The sequence below is a fragment of the Streptomyces sp. NPDC030245 genome, from assembly GCF_055572995.1.
In genome coordinates this window covers 718530-735733 of record NZ_JBVICF010000003.1, presented here as the reverse complement: position 1 = coordinate 735733, position 17204 = coordinate 718530, and the positions used below count along the sequence as shown (strand labels likewise).

The window sequence follows — 17204 nt, the reverse complement described above, 5'->3', positions numbered from 1 at the left end:
ACCACCGTCGCGACAGGACCATCTCGAACAGGGTTCCGGCGGGCCGCTAACATGCGCCCCCATGACTGACGACGTGCGCACCATCGTGCTCGGCCTGGCCGGCGGCCTGCTCGCGGTCGGCCTCGGTGCCGCCCTCGGCTGGCTCGCCCGCGGCCAGCTGTCGAAGCGCAGGCTCCGCCGCAAGCAGGCCTTCTTCGGGCTGCCCGACAACGCCGAGTCGCTGCTCGTGGTGAACCGTGACGCGGGCGGCCCCGAGCCGACCGTGGTCCGCCAGGACGTCTTCGCGCTCCTGGAGCTGGCCGCGGTCGTCAAGGAGTGCGGGGCGCACTCCCAGCTCGTCGCGCACGACACGGCCCAGCAGGGCTTCGGCGAGCGCACCGAGTTCTGCGTGGGCAACCCGGTGGCGAACCGCCGCATGGCCGCGCACATGCACTCCCTGCTGCCGGGCGTCCGCGTGAACAGCGAGCCCGAGCCCGTGCCCGACCGCGGCGCCTTCCAGATCGGCTCCGAGCGGTACCGCCTGGAGCCCGGCCTCACCGAGTACGTGATCCTCGCCCGCCTCACCGCCGACCAGGGCCAGGACGCGCGGCCCGTCTTCCTCTTCTGCGGCCAGCGCGCGGTGACCAGCCAGGCGGCGACCCGCTATCTGGCCCGCCACCACGAGAAGCTCGCCCGCAAGCACGGCAACAGCTCCTTCGTCCTCCTCCTGAAGATCGTCAATTCGCAGGCGTACGGACCCGACGTCGTGGAGCTCGTCGGGGACGTGACGCGCGCGGCGCAGACCCCGCTCCCCACTCCGTCGGCCCGCACCTCCCATCGCGCCAAGTGACGCGCCCCTCACCCTGCGCCGACCCGACCCGGCCCCTTATGTGATCTAGCGGGGAATTTCCGGACAACAGGCAACCCGTCCGGCCGATCGTCCCTCTCACCGTGCAGTCCACATTCGCACGGAGGTACGTTCCTTGACCCCCCAGAGCTCTTCGAGCCGCCGACGCCCCCTTCGCACCCGCCACGCGGCGAGCGCGGGCCTGGCGGTCCTCGCCGCCGCCCTGACCGCCTGCTCGGGCGGCAGCGGCTCGTCCGGCGCCGCCGAGGCCGCCGAGAAGCCGAAGATCTCGGTGAACCTCTCGGGTCAGCAGGCTCAGGCGGGCAAGCCCGTGAAGGTCAGCCTGGCCGACGGCCGGCTCAAGAAGGTCACCGTCGCCGACGACAAGGGCGCGAAGCTGCCCGGCAAGGTGTCGGCGAACGGCTCCACCTGGACCTCGGAGCGCAAGGCCGCGCCCGGCACGGCGTACCGGGTCGAGGCGAGCACCGACAAGGGCGGCAGCGCCAAGGCCTCCTTCAAGACGGCCGCGCCCAAGCAGGTCAACAAGGTGACGCTCACCCCGGGCAAGAACTCCGCGGGCGGGTTCCCCACCGTCGGCGTCGCCCAGCCCCTGTCGATCACCTTCGACCACCCGGTGCGGAACAAGGCCGAGGTCGAGAAGAACCTGAAGGTGACGACCTCGAACAACACGACGGGGTCCTGGGGCTGGATCAAGAACTACGACGGCAAGGACCGCGTCGACTGGCGCCCCAAGGAGTACTGGAAGTCCGGCACGAAGGTGAAGCTGGACGCCCGGCTCAACGGCATCGACTCGGGCGGCGACGACTGGTTCGTCCGCGACTACGCGACCGGCTTCACGGTCGGCGAGAACCAGGTCGTCAAGGTGAACCTGGACAGCAAGACGACGACGCTCACGCGCGACGGCAAGACCGTGAAGTCGGTGCCGATGTCGGCCGGCACCCCCGGCGGCGAGAAGGCCTCCTGGGGCGGCACCTCGGTCCTGATGTCGAAGGAGGGCACGATCAACATGCGCTCCGAGACGGTCGGCCTCACCGGCAGCAACAGCTACAACAAGATGGTCGACTACTCGATGCGGCTGACCTGGTCGGGCATGTACGCGCACGCCGCCCCGTGGAACGCCGCGTACTTCGGCAACACCAACCACAGCTCGGGCTGCGTCGGCATGAGCACCGGCGACGCGGGCTGGCTCTACCGCGAGGCCCAGATAGGCGACCCCTTCGAGGTCACCGGCAGCGGCTCGAAGGGCGTCCCGGACCCGGGCAACGGCTTCGGCGAGTGGAACCTCTCCTGGTCCGAGTGGCAGGCGAAGAGCGCCCTGAAGTAACCGTGCCCCCTTCAACGATCGTTACCGGGGCGTAACTTACCGACGGGTTACCACCGGTAAAGGTTCGCGGTTACCGTCGGGTCACTTTGCACTTTCAACGAGTGAGGAAGTGACCCGTGAGAGCTCCGCTCCCCCACCGGGCCCTGCGTACGACCACCGTGGGCGCCGTCTCCGCGACCCTCGTCGCGGGCGCCGCCTTCGGTCTCGCCCCGGCGGCGCAGGCGGCCCCCGCCGCCGCGCCGGCCGCGAGCGCCGCGGACGTACGCTTCGTCGACATACCCGGCGACGGCGGCACGGTCCTCAAGGCCAACGTCTTCACTCCCAAGGGCGCGCAGCCGGGCACCCGGCACCCCGCGATCGTGCTGCCCACCAGCTGGGCGATGCCCCAGATCGAGTACGTCGCCCAGGCCCAGAAGCTCGCGAACTCCGGCTATGTGGTGGTCAGTTACAACTCTCGCGGCTTCTGGCAGTCCGGCGGCGAGATCGAGACCGCGGGCCCCGAGGACATCGCCGACGCGTCCAGGGTCATCGACTGGACGCTGGCGAACACCCCTGCCGACCCGGAGAAGGTCGGCATGGCGGGCGTCTCGTACGGCGCGGGCATCAGCCTGCTCGCCGCCGGGCACGACAAGCGGGTCAAGGCCGTCGCCGCGCTGAGCGGCTGGGGCGACCTGATCGACTCGATCTACAGCGGACGCACGCAGCACGTCCAGGCCGCCGCCCTGCTCGGCGGCGCGGGCGTGCTCACCGGCCGCCCCAGCGCCGAACTCCAGCAGACGCTCAAGGACTTCCTCGGGTCCAACCTGGACAAGGAGGACGAGATGATCGCGTGGGGCGCGAAGCGCTCCCCCGCCACCCATCTCGACCGGATCAACGACAACGGCGCGGCCGTCATGCTCGGCAACGCCTGGGGCGACACGCTCTTCCCGCCGAACCAGTACGCGGAGTTCTACGAGCGCCTGACAGGACCCAAGCGCCTGGAGTTCCGCCCCGGCGACCACGCGACGGCCGAGGCGACCGGCCTGCTCGGCCTGCCCAACGACACCTGGACCTCCACGCAGCGGTGGTTCGACCACTACCTCAAGGGCGCGGACAACGGCATCGACAAGGAGCAGCCGGTCCAGATCAAGTCCCGGTCCACCGGCGGCTACGAGGGCTATCCGGACTGGAAGTCGGTCGGCCCCACCCGTAAGAAGATCGCCATGGCGGGCACCACCACGATCCGCGCGAACGTCGACTCGGGCGCCAACGGCGGCATCGCGATCCTCTCGAACGCCCTGGAGCAGTTCCTCAAGGTCCCGCCGACGGCCTCGGTGCCGCTGCTCCCGCGCCGCTACACGGGCGTCTGGCAGTCGGAGCGGTACGCGTCGGCCCAGCGGGTGCGGGGGACGGCGAAGCTGCACACCACGCTCACCAGCACCAAGGAGAGCGGCACCCTCGTCGCGTACCTCTACGACGTGGGCCCGCTCGGCCTCGGCAAGCTGGTCAGCAACGCGCCGTACACCTTCCACGGCAAGACGCCCGGCAAGCCGTTCGGCGTGGACCTGGAGCTGTTCTCCACGGCCTACGACGTCCCGGCGGGCCACCGGCTCGCCCTGGTGGTCGACACGGTCGACCCGCTCTACATCGAGCACAACCCGTCCGGCGCGCAGCTGACCTTCTCCTCGCCGGCGACGGACCCGTCGTACCTGTCCGTACCCCTGCGCGAGCAGTGATCTCCGGCTGCTGCCGGGTGGGCCTGCTTCAGCTACCGCGCACCTGGCAGCAGCGTCCCTGGTTCCGCCGGGGCCACGTCCGCGGCCTCGGTCTTGGGATTGCGCCGCTGACGCCTGGACACCCACTGGGCGAACCACGACAGCAACATGCACATCCCGATGTAGATCGGTGAGATCACCATGACAACGGGGATGAACGGCAAATCGTAGTCGAGGTTCGACGCGATGAGCTTCCCGGCATGGAGGAACTCCTCGTAGGTGATCAGATATCCGAGCGAGGTGTCCTTCAGGGCCACCACCAGCTGGCTGATGATGGCGGGCAGCATGGCCCGCACGGCCTGCGGTGCGAGGACGTGTCCCATGACCTGTGTCTTGCGCATTCCGAGCGCGTAGGCCGCCTCCCGCTGTCCCCTCTCCACGGAGTTGACGCCGGATCGGAAGACCTCGGCGAGTACGGAGCCGTTGTAGAGCGTGAGCCCGGTGACCAGCGCGGGCAGCGGCTGGACCTTCAGCGCCACGAAGACGAAGAAGATCATCACGAGCACGGGCATCGCGCGGAAGAACTCCACGACGAGCGTGGCGAGCCAGCGCACGGGCCGGTGGTCGGAGAGCCGTCCCATGGCGAGCAGTCCGCCGAGCGCGAGCGCGAGAACGGCGGAGATGGCGAAAGCCTTGAGCGTGTTGCCGAGGCCCCGCAGAAGCAGCTCCTGGATGCCCTCGTACTCGAACGGCGTCCACTTCGTGGCCGTGAACTGGTCGGTGTCGAACAGCAGGTACAGGACCCACCCGACGAGCGCCAGCACGATCAGGGTGGAGAGGACGCCGTACAGCTTGTGGCGGCGCACGGTCTTCGGGCCCGGGATGTCGTAGAGGGCGGTGGAATCGTGGGAGAGGGCTTTCATCGGGCGACTCCCCAGCGCTTTTCGAGGACATTGAAGATCGCGCTGATGGCGAGGGTGATGATGAGGTAGCCGAGGGCGATCCAGACGAACGTCCAGATGATGTTGTAGCCCAGCTCGCTGAGCGTCTTGTACGTGCCGAGCAGTTCGGTGACGCTGAACGCGCCCGCGATCGCCGAGTTCTTGGCGAGCGCGATGAGGTTGGAGCCGACCGGCGCGATGACGGACCGGAAGGCCTGCGGCAGCACGACCACCGACAGCGTCTGCCCGAAGCTCATGCCGAGGCTTCTGGCCGCCTCGCCCTGCCCCTTGGGCACGGTGTTGATGCCGGACCTGAGCGCCTCGCAGATGAAGGCCGAGGTGTAGCAGCCGAGGGCCAGCACGGCGAACACCTTGAAGGGGAGCACGAGTCCGAAGCGCGGCAGGCCGAGGAGCACCGCGAAGAAGAGCAGCGTGAGCGGGGTGTTGCGCAGGACCGTCACCCACACCGTGCCGAACGCCCGGAGGGACCCCACGGGCGCCACCCGGAACGACGCCATGACGAAGCCCAGCAGGAGCGCCAGGAGCGAGGCGAAAACGGTGAGTTCGACGGTCCCGAGGAAGCCCTCGCCGAACGTGGAGAAGTTGTCTGTCAGTACGTCCACGACGCCTCCTCAGCTCGCCGGGTAGCGGTCGATGGCGGGCGGTTTCGGCGCGGGGACCCCGGAGAGGCCGAGCGTGGCGTCGTACGCCTTCTTCCAGTCGCCGTTCTTCTCGCCGGCGGCGAGGGCGTCGTCGACGGCGAACCGGAGGGCGTCGTCGCCCCGGGGCACCCCGATGCCGTACGGCTCCTCGGAGAACGGCTTGCCGACCACCTTCAGTTCGTCGGGCACCTTGGCCGCGTAGCCGATCAGGATCGCGTCGTCGGTGGTGACGGCGTCGACCTGATAGGTCAGCAGGTTGTCGACGCAGACCGAGTACGTGTCGTAGGCGACGAGGGTGGCCTTCGGGTGCTCCTTCTGGATCCGCTGGTACGGGGTCGATCCCGCGGCCGAGCAGACACGCTTGCCGGCCAGGTCCCCGGGTCCCTTGATGTCGTCCTCGTCGCTGCGCACCAGCAGGCCCTGGCCCGCCAGGTAGTAGGGGCCGCCGAAGCCGACGAGCTTCTTGCGGTTGTCGTTGATGGTGTAGGTGCCGACGTAGTAGTCGATCTGCCCGTTCTGAAGGGCGGTCTCGCGGTTGGCCGACGCGATGGTCTTGAACTCGATCCGCCGGGGGTCCAGGCCGAGCGAGGCCGAGACCAGCTTGGCGATCTCGATGTCGAAGCCGGAGTAGGTCCCGGTCGCCGGGTCCTTCTCGCCGAGGTAGGGCTGGTCCTCCTTGGCGCCGACGACGAAGCGGCCGCGGCTCTTCGCCTTCTTCCAGGTCCCCGACTCCGGCAGCTGGAAGCCGGTCGCGATCCGGTACTTCGGCAGCTCGTCGGCGGCGGGCCCCTTGGTGGGCGGGCTGCCCTCCTTGCCGCACGCGGCGGCGGCGCAGGCGGCGAGCACGAGCGCCGCGAGCAGGCGCGTCGTACGCATGGAGTCTCTCCTCACGTCCCCTCCCCCGTCAGTGCTTGAGGATCTTGGAGAGGAAGTCCTTGGCGCGTTCGCTCTCCGGGCGGGTGAAGAACTCCTCGGGGGTCCGGTCCTCGACGATGCGGCCGTCGGACATGAACACGACGCGGTTGGCGGCGGAGCGGGCGAAGCCCATCTCGTGGGTGACGACGACCATGGTCATGCCCTCCCGCGCGAGCTGCTGCATGACTTCGAGGACCTCGTTGATCATCTCGGGGTCGAGGGCCGAGGTCGGCTCGTCGAAGAGCAGCGCCTTGGGGTCCATGGCCAGCGCGCGGGCGATGGCCACGCGCTGCTGCTGGCCGCCGGAGAGCTGTGCCGGGTACTTCTCGGCGTGCGCGGCCAGGCCGACGCGTTCCAGGAGTTCGCGGGACCGCTGCTCCGCCTCGTCCTTCCCGCGGCCGCGCACCTTGATCTGGGCCAGGGAGACGTTCTGGAGGACGGTCTTGTTTGCGAAGAGGTTGAAGGACTGGAAGACCATGCCGACCTCGGCGCGGAGCCTCGCGAGTGCCTTGCCCTCGGCGGGCAGCGGCTGCCCGTCGAGCCTGATCTCGCCCGACTGGATGGTCTCGAGCCGGTTGATCGTCCGGCAGAGCGTTGACTTGCCCGACCCCGAAGGGCCGATGACCACGACCACCTCCCCCTTGCCGACGGTGAGGTTGATGTCCTGGAGGACATGCAGCTCTCCGTAGTACTTGTTCACATCGCGCAGCTCGATCAAAGGATCGACGGCCATGGCAAGACCTGCCCACTCTCAGCTGTGTACGTCCGCGCAAACTATCCACGTGAAAACGGGACTTACTGGACGACACGTACTTATGGGCATTAACCGTATTTGACGCAATTCCGGTTACGTCTGCCGTGCTCGGAGCCTCCTCCTCACGTCTCGGAGGCCTCTCCATACACCTGTGACAGCTGCGGCGCCCCCTGCACCGCCCAGTCGAGCCCCGCCTCGACGACGTGGATGTCCCGCCCGGTCTTCAGCCGCACGACGGGGCTGCCGCCCGGCCAGACGTGCCAGGTGGCGCCCGGCACCGTCCGCACCACGACGGTGCCCAGGTAGAGCCCCGCGTCGTTGCCGAGCCAGGGCAGCAGCTCGGGATCGTCGCGCCAGCGCGGCAGGAGCTGGTCCAGGGCCGCCAACGACGCCGGGGAGTCGTCCAGTTCGAGCCCGGCGGCGCTCGCCTGGGAGCGGAGCAGCTCGCACTCGGAGAGCAGCGCGGCCACGCCGTCCGGGTCCTCCTCGAACGCGGCCGCGAGCCCTTCGGACCCGTCCGTCCCGGAGTGCCGCCTGCGCCATTTGTCGAGGAACGGAATGTTCATGGTCGGCCTCTCCGTCGGGTGGCGCCCGCCGGATGCGCGGCCTGGCGCTGATTCCGTATGTCCAAGATTCCGTGTGTCCAAGAATGTATCTTGCATCAGTTGATCACGGAATGAGCGGATAGGGGCGGGGGGCCCGTGACGGCCCGGCCTGCTCCGACCCCGGCGGCCGCGGCTGTCGACCGGGGTCGTACACCCGTGGTCGATTCCCGGCGCACGGCTTGCTGGCTACGATCGGCGCATGTCAGCCACCCCGCCGATATCCCTGCTCAAGCAGCCGGTATCCCTGCTCAAGCACGCGACGCCGGGCGTCTGGGCGGCCCTCGCCTGGTGGCTCGGCATGGTCTCCGCCGCCCGTGCGTACTACGGGATCTCGTGGCTGCCGACCAGCACGCAGGAGGCGCCCGAGCCGTGGGAGTGGCTGCTCGTGGCCGTCGCGGCGGGCACGGCACTGGCCGTAGTGCGGCTGCTGGGCCGCCGCCCGCTGGTGGCGCTCGGGCTGCTCGTCGCCGCCTCGTACGTCGCGACCCTCGCGATCGGCGCGACGAACATCGGATTCGCGCAGTACGCGGCGGTCGACATCGCCATGGGCTACGTCGTGGCGACCGGGGCGCGCCGGGCCCGCGCCACCGCCGTCGTCCTGGCGCTCTGCGCCCTGCCCGGCTACGCGCTGCTGCGGCAGCTCCTCGGCCTTCCCCTGCGCCTCGACCACACCCTCAGCTCCAGCTGGTCCGACTGGCGGACCGTCGCCCTGACGGCCGCCGTCGCCTGGCTGGTCGGCAACTCGGTGCGGCAGGCCCGCGCCTACACGGAGCGGCTCGGCGCGCAGGCCGCCGCGCAGGCCGTCACCGCCGAACGGCTCCGCATCGCCCGGGAGATGCACGACACGGTGGCGCACAGCATCGGCATCATCGCGCTGCAGGCGGGCGCGGCGGCGCGGGTCGTGGAGACCCAGCCGGCGGGCGCGCGCGAGGCGATGGTCGCGGTGGAGAAGGCGGGCCGGGAGACCCTGGCCGGGCTGCGCCGGATGCTGGGCGCGCTGCGCGAGAGCGACCCCGGCCACGGACCGCGGAGCGCGCGGGAGCCGGTGCCCCGCGGTCCGGCCGAGGGCCTCGCGGACGTGGCGCGGCTCGCCGCGTCGACGACGGCCGCCGGGGTCCGTGTGGACGTGGTGTGGCGCGGTGAACGGCGGCCGCTGCCCGCGGACGTCGACCTGTCGGCGTTCCGCGTCATCCAGGAGTCCGTCACCAACGTGGTGCGGCACGCGGGCGTCACGTCCTGCACGGTGTCCGTGGACCACCGCGACGAGGAGGTCGTCATCGAGATCGAGGACTCCGGACGGGCCCGCCCAGGTGCGCGGCCGCACGGCACCGGATACGGCCTGCTCGGCATGCGTGAGCGCGTCGCCCTGCTGCACGGCGAGTTCAGCGCCGCGCCACGCCCCGAAGGCGGCTTCCGGGTGAGCGCCCGGCTGCCCGTCCCGGCCGCGGCGGGCGCCCGATGACGATCCGCGTCCTCCTGGTCGACGACCAGCCCCTCGTCCGCACCGCCCTGAGCATGGTCATCACCGAGGCCCCGGACATCGAGGTCGCCGGTGAGGCGGCGTCGGGCGACGAGGCGGTCCGCCGGTGCGCCGAGCTGCGCCCGGACGTCGTGGTCATGGACATCCGGATGCCGGGCATGGACGGCATCGAGGCCACCCAGCTGATCACGTCGGGCCGGGCGCCCGCGCACGTCGTCGTCCTGACCACGTTCGACGACGACGATTACGTGTACGGGGCGCTGCGCGCGGGGGCCGCCGGGTTCCTCGTGAAGGACATGGCCCTGGACGACATCCTCGCGGCGGTGCGGACCGTCGCGAGCGGCGACGGCCTGATCGCGCCGAGCGTCACACGCCGCCTCATCAAGGAGTTCGCGGACCGTCCCGTGCACACGCCGCCGCGCGACGCGCCGGTCGAGGGCATCACGCAGCGCGAACGCGAGGTGCTCACCCTGGTCGGCCGCGGCCTCTCGAACACCGAGATAGCCGGGGAGCTCTGCCTCAGCGTCGCCACCGCGAAGACCTATCTGACCCGGCTGCTCGCCAAGCTCGGCGCCAGGGACCGGGTGCAGCTGGTGATCATCGCGTACGAGAAGGGGCTGGTGTCGGCGGACCGCTGACGGGCCGTCCGACGCGGCCGGCGAGTTCGCGTCGCGTTCACACGCCCCTCATTGACTTGCCTCCCGCGTCTCCTTAGCTTCGTGGCGCATCCGCCAACTCAGGAGGGGTCTGTCGTGCGCCGACGTAGACGTATCTGGGGGGCGGCCGCCGTGCTCGCCCTGCTCACGGGCCTCGTACCGGTGGCATCGGCGCAGGCCGCGGCCCCGCACGCACCTGTGCCGCTCCCGCTGGAGCGGCTCTTCGACAACCGCGCGGTGAGCGACGACGCCCGGCCCGCCGACGCGGACTTCGACGGGGCGGGCGGTTCGCTCTCCGCGCGGGACCTGGCGGCGGCGGGGTGGACTCCGGGGCGGTCCCTCGCCGTCGACGGGGCCCGCCTCACCTGGCCGCGCACCACGCCGGGCGCCCCGGACAACGTGCGGGCCGACGGGCAGTCGGTGCGGCTGCGCGGCCGGGGCGACGCCCTCGCCTTCCTGGTCGCGGGCACGGGCGGCGAGGCGAGCGGCACGGGGACGGTCCGGTACCGGGACGGCTCGCGCGGCGGCTTCCGGCTCACCGCCCCGGACTGGCGTTCGGGCCCGCTCGCCACGAAGTCCGTGGCCCTGCCGCACATCAACACGCCCGGCGGCCGGCTCGCCGAGAAGGCACGTCTTTACGTGGTGACCGTGCCGCTGGCCCGGGGGCGCGAGGTCGCCTCGGTGCGGCTGCCGCGCGACCCCGGCGCCGCCGACCTGCACGTCTTCGCGCTGTCCGTGCGGACGGAGGCGAGGGGCTGGACGGGCACCTGGTCGGCGTCGACCTCGGGCTACACGGCGGTGGCGCCCTGGGCCGACCGGACCGTGCGGCTCGTCGTCCACACGAGCACGGGCGGGCCGCGGGTCCGCGTCCGGCTCGACAACACCTTCGCGGCGGCTCCGGTACGGATCGGCGGCGCGACGGTGGCGGTGCAGGGGTCCGGAGCGGGCGCGAAGGGCGAGCCCCGGAGGCTGTCCTTCCGCGGCTCGTCCAAGACGGAGATCCCGGCGGGCGCCCAGGCGTTCAGCGATCCGCTCGACTTCGACGTGCCCGCCGACGCGAACCTCCTGGTCAGCTTCCACCTGCCGGGTCCCGTGGCGGCGGCCCCCGTGCACAGCCAGGCCATCCAGCGGTCGTACGTCAGCGGCCCCGGGGACCACACGGCTGACGGCTCCCCGGCCGCGTACACCTCGACGATCACGACGTGGCCGCTGCTCACCGGCGTCGACGTGGGCGGCGGGCCCGGGTCCGTGGTGCTGCTCGGCGACTCGATCACGGACGGCGTGAAGTCCACGCAGGACGCCAACCGGCGCTGGCCCGACGTCCTGGCCGACCGCCTCCGGGCCCAGTCCACCGTGCCGCGCTACGGAGTCCTCAACCAGGGCATCTCCGCCAACCGCGTGGTCGCCGACCGCTACCCCGGCGACGGCGTCTCCACCGACACGGGCGGCGTGAGCGCCCTGCACCGCCTCGACCGCGACGTCCTCGCCCAGACGTCGGCACGCACCGTCGTCGTCTTCGAGGGCGTCAACGACGTCCGCTGGGGCGCCTCGGCCGACCAGGTGATCGCCGGCCTGCGGGAGATCGCGGACCGCTCCCACGCGCGCGGGCTGCGGGCGGTGGCGGCGACGATCGCACCGTGCGAGGGCGAGAGGCTCTGCACCGCGGCCGCCGACGCACAGCGCGAGAAGGTCAACGCGTACCTGCGGGGTACGGACGACTTCGACGCGGTGCTCGACTTCGACGCGGTGCTGCGTGATCCCGCCCGTCCGGCGCGGATGCTGCCCGCCTACGACAGCGGGGACCACCTGCACCCGGGTGACGCGGGGCTCGCGGCGCTGGCGGAGTCGGTGGACCTGCGCCTGCTGGTGCCGTGAGGTCTTATACGTCCAGGTCGACCACCACCGGTGCGTGGTCCGACGCGCCCTTGCCCTTGCGCTCCTCGCGGTCCACGTACGCGTCGGAGACGGCCTTCGCGAACGGCTCGTTCCCGTACACGAGGTCGATGCGCATGCCCTTGTTCTTGGGGAAGCAGAGCTGGCGGTAGTCCCAGTACGTGAACGGGTGGTCGTACTTCAGGGGGCGCGGCACGACGTCCGTCAGGCCCGTCTCGCGCAGGGAGGCGAGGGCGGCGCGCTCGGCGGGGGTGACGTGCGTGGAGTCGACGAAGAGCGCGGGGTCCCAGACGTCGTCGTCGGTCGGCGCGACGTTGAAGTCGCCGAGGACGGCGAAGGGGCGGGAGCCGCCCGCGTCCCCGGCGACCGCGGCCTTCAGGGCCTCGAACCACTGGAGCTTGTACGTGTAGTGCGCGTGGTCGACCTCGCGGCCGTTCGGCACGTACACCGACCAGAGGCGGACCGGGCCGCAGGTCGCGGAGATGGCTCGGGGCTCCTGCACGCCGTCGTACCCGGGGTCGCCCGGCAGGCCCGGGACGACGTCTTCGAGGCCGACCTTGGAGACCAGCGCCACGCCGTTCCACCGGCCGGTGGCGTGCACCGCCGACTCGTACCCCAGCTCGCGGAGGGCTTCGGCGGGGAAGCCCTCGGCCGTCGTCTTGGTCTCCTGTATGCACACGACGTCCGTGCCGGTGGCCTCCAGCCAGGCCAGGAGCCTCGGCAGACGAGCGGTGATCGAGTTCACGTTCCAGGTCGCAATGCGCATGCCTCACAACCTACCGGGCGGCACTGACAGTCAGAGGTCGGCGCTCTCCCCCGGCGTCAGACGCAGGTGCTCGGCCCCGCCGAGGGCGCCGATCTGGTTGTCGTAGATCGGCCGGGCGAGGTCGGTGAGGAGCGCGTCGTGGATGTCGTAGGCGCGCCGGGGCTTGACCTCGCGTACGTAGTCGATCACTTCGGAGATCTTGCTCCAGGGGGCCATGACGGGCAGCATCAGCGTCTCGACGGGCTGGTCGGGGACGGTGAGCGCGTCGCCGGGATGGAACACCGCGCCGTCCACCAGATACCCCACGTTCGTGATCCGCGGGATGTCCGGGTGGATGACCGCGTGCAGTTCGCCGTGGACCTGGACGTCGAACCCGGCGGCCGTGAACGTGTCGCCGTGCCCGACGGTGTGCACGCGCCCGGGGAAGGCGGCCGAGATCCGGTCCGCGACGGACCTGAGCGTCCAGATCTCGGCGTCGGGGCGGTCCTCCAGGGCAGCCCGCAGCTGGCCCTCGTCGAAGTGGTCCGGGTGTTCGTGCGTGACCAGGATCGCGTCGGCGCCGAGCGCCGCGTCGTCCTCGCTGAAGCCGCCGGGGTCGACGACGAGCGTGCGCCCGTCCTTTTCGAGACGCACGCACGCGTGGGACTTCTTCGTGAACGTGATGCGCTCCGCGCGCGTGGAGGAGGTGTCGGAGGAAGTCGTCATGCCTCCCATCCTGCTACTCCTGCGGCGTGGTTTCCTCACGGATCACGGCCTGCGCGACCTTGAAGGCGGAGTTCGCCGCGGGGACGCCGCAGTAGACGGCGGCCTGGAGCAGGACCTCCTTGATCTCCGCCGGGGTGAGGCCGTTGCGCAGCGCGGCCCTGGTGTGGAAGCCGAGCTCGTCGAGGTGGCCGCCCGCGACGAGCGCGGTGAGCGTGACACAGCTGCGGGAGCGGCGGTCGAGACCGGGCCGGTTCCACACCTCACCCCAGGCGTACCGCGTGATGAGCTGCTGGAAGTCTCCGGAGAAGTCGTCCGCGGCGTCGAGCACCCGGTCGACGTGCGCGTCGCCCAGCACCTCGCGGCGAACTTTCATCCCCGCCTCGTACAGGTCAGGTCCTGCCCCACCCACCACGGCCGCGGGCTGCTCCGCGGCGGCGATCTCGGCGACGGGCGCGACGGGCGGCGGGGCGAGGACGGGCTTGACGGGCGGCGCGGAGATCGCCGACTGCCCGACGGTCGCCTCGGTGGCGGGCTGCCAGGCCGACGTGAAGTGGCGTACGAGGAGGTCGGTGACCGCGGCGGGCTGCTCGACCGGCGCGAGGTGCGAGGCGGCGGGCACGACGGCGAGCCGCGCGTCGGGGATGCCGGCGACGAGCGTACGGGCCTCGCCCTGCCCCGTGACCTGGTCCTCGGAGCCCACGAGCACCAGCGTCGGCACCCCTATCCTGCCCAGCTCGGCGCGCACGTCGAAGGCGGCGAGGGCCTCGCAGGCGGCGATGTAGCAGCCGGGGTCGGTGGTCCGCACCATCTGCACGGCCCAGTCGGTGATGGCGGGCTGGGCGGCGGCGAAGCCGGGCGTGAACCAGCGGTCGGGGGCGGACCGGGCGATGGGGTCGAGACCGTTGCTGCGCACGATGACGCCGCGCTGGCGGAACTCGTCGGCCGTGCCGAACCGCGGCGACGCGGCGATCAGCGCGAGCGAGGCGACGCGCTGGGGGTGCCGGAGCGCGAGCTCGATGCCGATGGCGCCGCCGAAGGCGCAGCCCGCGTATCCGAAGCGCTGCACGCCGAGCTCGTCGAGCGTCGCGAGCAGCCGCTCGGCGAGCTCCCCCACGGACCCGCACGGGTGCGCGGGCGCCCCACCGTGCCCGGGCATGTCGAACCGGAACACGCGCCAGTGCCGGATCAGCTCGGGTATCTGCCGGTCCCACATGTGCCAGGTGGTACCCAGTGAGGCACCCAGGATCAGGACCGGGGCGTCTTCTGGCCCGTCGAAGCGGTATTGCAGGGTGCTCTTCGGTGTCTCGCTCACTCGCCCGACCCTCTCATCTGTCACGGACGTCCCTATAACAGGGGGGCGCTGGATACCGTTTTGACCGGGTTGAATACCTCGCGGGCCGCGTAGCGCTTGAGGCAACGAACAATTCCGCGACGGGTCTTCCCCTCCTTGATCCGACGCTCGTAGTAGTCCTGCGCGCGCTCGTATGACTCCTCGTCGCCGAGGGCACCAGCGCCGTGTACGCCTTGAACTGCACGAGTCTCAGCACGAGGGCCAGACCGCACAGGCGTGGGTGGCCTGAAGGCGCCACCCGCGAAGTCGTTTACTGTGCCCGCCGCTCAGCGGAGAGCTGCAAAGCCGAGCCTGGTGGTAAGCCCGACAACCGGTGCTCGGCGGCGGGTTACGCGAGACGATCGTTTGCGGCAGGGCTATTTGTAGTTTTCGTCGCCGACGAGGACGGACGTGAAGTACGTGGGGAGTCCGTGCCGGTCGCGTGGCACCTCCTGGGACGTCTCCCGCGTGAAGGCCAGGGTCACTCCCGGAATGAACGGCCGCTCGGGATTGGACGCGTCCACGGTCCAGCCGCGAGCTGCGGCTCGTTCCAGGATCTCGTCAGCCGGCGTGGTGAATACGTCGTCGCCCTCCAGGAGAACGCGCGTCGTGGACACTCGGCCTTCGCCGGGCCACCACAGTTCGACCGCGGTGACGCGCTCGTCCCTCTCCAGGAGTGCCTGGAATCCCACCCTGTCCAACTCGATGTCGAAATCGATTGAAGGGTCATGGGCGAAGGGGCCGAAGACCCTTGGTGTACCCCAGCCAGACACCGCTTCTACAGCCTCTTCGAGTGTCATGCCGAGCCTCACCGGCGCCACACCGCGAGGCGGGTCCAGCACGAGGTCAATGGCCATCCACGTTCACCTATTTCAGCAGGTCGTAGTCGATCGTCCAGTCGCGCTTCGTCAGCATGGCCTTCGGGCCAGTGCTCCTGGGTCTGGTTGCCCGCGGGGTCATAGGCGTATTCCTCGGTCCAGTTCTCGGCTGTGACGTGCCGCGGCCTGCCGGCCAGGTCCAGTTCGAAGGACGTACTTGTCCCGAGCAGCCGGTCGGATATTCGTTCCAAGAGCCCGTCAGCACGGTAGTCGTAACCGAGGTCTCGCACGATGCGGTCAGGAGTGGCCAGGACTTGCGATATCAGACGGTCGCATTCGTTCCAGGCTGAGGTGAGAGTGACGGGCCGGTCGGGCCGGCCGAAAGCCCGCGATACTTCGCGGCCCCGTGCGTCGTGAGCGAAGACCAGTGGGCGGCCGCCGCACCTTCCGACGTCCATCTGTTGTCGAAACTGTTCACGTTGTACGACAGCGTCCAGCGATCCCCTGTAAGCATCGGGCCTCCAACGCAGTGGTCCTTCGCGTGGCGAACACAACAGACCCAGCGCCGCACGGCGAACGCGGGCTCTGGGTCGGCTCTGCTCAGTACTTCGTCAACCGTCCGGGCCGCTCGAAGTAGAAGCCCCTGGGCCCCTGCCGCTCGCCACTCTCCCCAAGTGGTGGAGCCGCCGCGACACCCTCGACCAGTGCGCTGCCGTTGAGGACGCGCTTGCCGTCGAACCGGTGGCCGGTGAAGCCGAACATATGGGTTCCCCGGCCCAGCCGCAGCAGCCCCAAGGTGATGTGTGTCGCCGAGAGGGCCACACCGTCGGACACGAGCGGGATGGACAGGAAGAGGTTCTTCTTCTCGCGCGCCGCCGGGCCGGTCCACAGCGCAACGGTCACCCGAGGCTCGTCCAGGTCTGGGATGCACCCGCGCACGTAGTACGGCTTGGCGACCGGGGTGGTGGTGTAGTGCCACAGCGCATCCGCGACGGCGCACTGCGTACGGAACAGTACGTCTGGGGAGACGGTCGCTGGCGGTTGACCCATGACGGGCACTTCTGCACCCCTCTGCGGTAGGCGGTGATCACGCCGGTCCGATCCCCCGTACTCGAGGTTGCGCTGCTGGTCGGTCTTCTTGCCAGGTTTGCCGTCGAGGGCCGGCCGCGCGGACGAGATCCGGGAACTCTCCGGGCAACTGCCCGTGAAAGAACGCGGACGCGTGGCGGCATACCTGCGGAGCGGACGGCACCTGTGATCATCGCTCTCATGGGATTCACCGAGGACGTCGTGGGAAGCGAGTTCTCCGTCATGGGCGGGTCGGCTCTGCACAGTGACGGGACCTTCTACTGGCGCCGCGACACGGCCGAGTACGTGGAGGCCTACGGCACGGGGCTTCCCTCCGCGTTCATGGAACACGGCGCCCGATTGGCGTGGCGCGTGCCCTCCCTCACCGACGAAGAGGGACTGGAAATCGACGACTTCTTCGTGTTCCTCAGGTCGGGCTCTTCGCACACGGCCGCAGCTCGGTCGTAGAGCCGATGGTGCCACTCGTTGGCATCCGGGGCGGGGCGTTGCCGCACTACGGGGTTCGGGGCGGTCTCGATGAGGTGCAGGAGGGTCCAGGCGACGCCGTAGCAGTCGTCGGGGCCGAAACAGTCGGCCAAGGCGATGGCTTCCTCATCGGTCACCGGCTTGGCGATCGCGTCGAGTTGAGCGACGCGTCTGTCGATCTCTGCTTCGTCGGCGTCCCAGTCGGGGAGCGGGCCGTCGGAGACGAATGCATGCACCTCAGGAGTCATCCTCGGATTATC

At 70.4% G+C, this 17204-nt stretch carries 17 protein-coding genes; 6 read left to right on the top strand and 11 right to left on the bottom strand.

Annotated elements, in window-relative coordinates; all coding sequences use genetic code 11:
- The first annotated feature begins 61 nt into the window (after positions 1–61).
- The 3 genes from ACZ4Z4_RS11745 to ACZ4Z4_RS11735 all read left to right on the top strand — a co-directional run bounded on the left by ACZ4Z4_RS11745 (position 62) and on the right by ACZ4Z4_RS11735 (position 3886).
- The gene (locus ACZ4Z4_RS11745) at positions 62–829 is read left to right on the top strand and encodes a hypothetical protein (RefSeq protein ID WP_468325604.1); all 768 of its coding nucleotides are present in this window, start codon (positions 62–64) and stop codon (positions 827–829) included.
- A gap of 133 nt (positions 830–962) precedes the next feature.
- Positions 963–2171 carry a L,D-transpeptidase gene (locus ACZ4Z4_RS11740; RefSeq protein WP_468325602.1) on the top strand — a complete coding sequence of 403 codons (1209 nt, stop codon included), beginning with the start codon at positions 963–965 and terminating at the stop codon, positions 2169–2171.
- A 116-nt stretch (positions 2172–2287) separates the two neighbouring features.
- Positions 2288–3886 (top strand): CocE/NonD family hydrolase, encoded by a 1599-nt coding sequence (locus tag ACZ4Z4_RS11735; RefSeq protein ID WP_468325599.1) that lies wholly within the window; start codon positions 2288–2290, stop codon positions 3884–3886.
- A 32-nt stretch (positions 3887–3918) separates the two neighbouring features.
- Here the strand turns inward: ACZ4Z4_RS11735 and ACZ4Z4_RS11730 are convergent, their stop codons facing one another.
- The 5 genes from ACZ4Z4_RS11730 to ACZ4Z4_RS11710 form a co-directional block, all read right to left on the bottom strand.
- Positions 3919–4788 carry an amino acid ABC transporter permease gene (locus tag ACZ4Z4_RS11730; RefSeq protein WP_468325596.1) on the bottom strand — a complete coding sequence of 290 codons (870 nt, stop codon included), beginning with the start codon at positions 4786–4788 and terminating at the stop codon, positions 3919–3921.
- Entirely contained in the window at positions 4785–5429 is a 645-nt protein-coding gene (locus ACZ4Z4_RS11725; protein WP_468325593.1) for an amino acid ABC transporter permease, read from the bottom strand. Before ACZ4Z4_RS11725 ends, ACZ4Z4_RS11730 begins: the two co-directional genes overlap by 4 nt.
- Positions 5430–5438: 9 nt before the next feature.
- Positions 5439–6344 (bottom strand): glutamate ABC transporter substrate-binding protein, encoded by a 906-nt coding sequence (locus ACZ4Z4_RS11720; protein WP_468325590.1) that lies wholly within the window; start codon positions 6342–6344, stop codon positions 5439–5441.
- 28 nt (positions 6345–6372) lie between these two features.
- Positions 6373–7116, bottom strand: coding sequence for an amino acid ABC transporter ATP-binding protein (locus ACZ4Z4_RS11715; protein WP_468325587.1), 744 nt, complete (start codon positions 7114–7116; stop codon positions 6373–6375).
- 143 nt (positions 7117–7259) lie between these two features.
- A complete protein-coding gene (locus ACZ4Z4_RS11710; RefSeq protein WP_468325584.1) occupies positions 7260–7703 on the bottom strand; it encodes a DUF6278 family protein in 444 nt (147 codons plus the stop codon).
- A gap of 238 nt (positions 7704–7941) precedes the next feature.
- Between ACZ4Z4_RS11710 and ACZ4Z4_RS11705 the strand changes: the two genes are divergently transcribed.
- The 3 genes from ACZ4Z4_RS11705 to ACZ4Z4_RS11695 all read left to right on the top strand — a co-directional run bounded on the left by ACZ4Z4_RS11705 (position 7942) and on the right by ACZ4Z4_RS11695 (position 11753).
- Positions 7942–9204: a sensor histidine kinase gene (locus ACZ4Z4_RS11705; RefSeq protein WP_468325582.1), complete on the top strand. Its 1263-nt coding sequence runs from the start codon at positions 7942–7944 to the stop codon at positions 9202–9204.
- On the top strand, positions 9201–9860 hold the full coding sequence (locus ACZ4Z4_RS11700) for a response regulator transcription factor (RefSeq protein WP_468325579.1): 660 nt from the start codon (positions 9201–9203) through the stop codon (positions 9858–9860). Before ACZ4Z4_RS11705 ends, ACZ4Z4_RS11700 begins: the two co-directional genes overlap by 4 nt.
- A 114-nt stretch (positions 9861–9974) precedes the next feature.
- Entirely contained in the window at positions 9975–11753 is a 1779-nt protein-coding gene (locus tag ACZ4Z4_RS11695; protein ID WP_468325576.1) for an SGNH/GDSL hydrolase family protein, read from the top strand.
- 4 nt (positions 11754–11757) lie between these two features.
- Here ACZ4Z4_RS11695 and ACZ4Z4_RS11690 read toward each other — a convergent pair whose 3' ends face one another.
- The 6 genes from ACZ4Z4_RS11690 to ACZ4Z4_RS11665 all read right to left on the bottom strand — a co-directional run bounded on the left by ACZ4Z4_RS11690 (position 11758) and on the right by ACZ4Z4_RS11665 (position 17192).
- Entirely contained in the window at positions 11758–12537 is a 780-nt protein-coding gene (locus ACZ4Z4_RS11690; RefSeq protein ID WP_468325573.1) for an exodeoxyribonuclease III, read from the bottom strand.
- 30 nt (positions 12538–12567) lie between these two features.
- A complete protein-coding gene (locus tag ACZ4Z4_RS11685; protein ID WP_468325820.1) occupies positions 12568–13200 on the bottom strand; it encodes an MBL fold metallo-hydrolase in 633 nt (210 codons plus the stop codon).
- Between the two features lie 55 nt (positions 13201–13255).
- Complete coding sequence (gene pcaDC / locus ACZ4Z4_RS11680) at positions 13256–14554, bottom strand: bifunctional 3-oxoadipate enol-lactonase/4-carboxymuconolactone decarboxylase PcaDC (protein WP_468325571.1); 1299 nt, start codon at positions 14552–14554, stop codon at positions 13256–13258.
- A 395-nt stretch (positions 14555–14949) separates the two neighbouring features.
- The gene (locus tag ACZ4Z4_RS11675) at positions 14950–15429 is read right to left on the bottom strand and encodes a hypothetical protein (RefSeq protein ID WP_468325568.1); all 480 of its coding nucleotides are present in this window, start codon (positions 15427–15429) and stop codon (positions 14950–14952) included.
- Positions 15430–15990: 561 nt separating this feature from the next.
- On the bottom strand, positions 15991–16440 hold the full coding sequence (locus ACZ4Z4_RS11670) for a hypothetical protein (RefSeq protein ID WP_468325565.1): 450 nt from the start codon (positions 16438–16440) through the stop codon (positions 15991–15993).
- A 332-nt stretch (positions 16441–16772) separates the two neighbouring features.
- A complete protein-coding gene (locus ACZ4Z4_RS11665; protein ID WP_468325563.1) occupies positions 16773–17192 on the bottom strand; it encodes a hypothetical protein in 420 nt (139 codons plus the stop codon).
- Positions 17193–17204 lie beyond the last annotated feature (12 nt).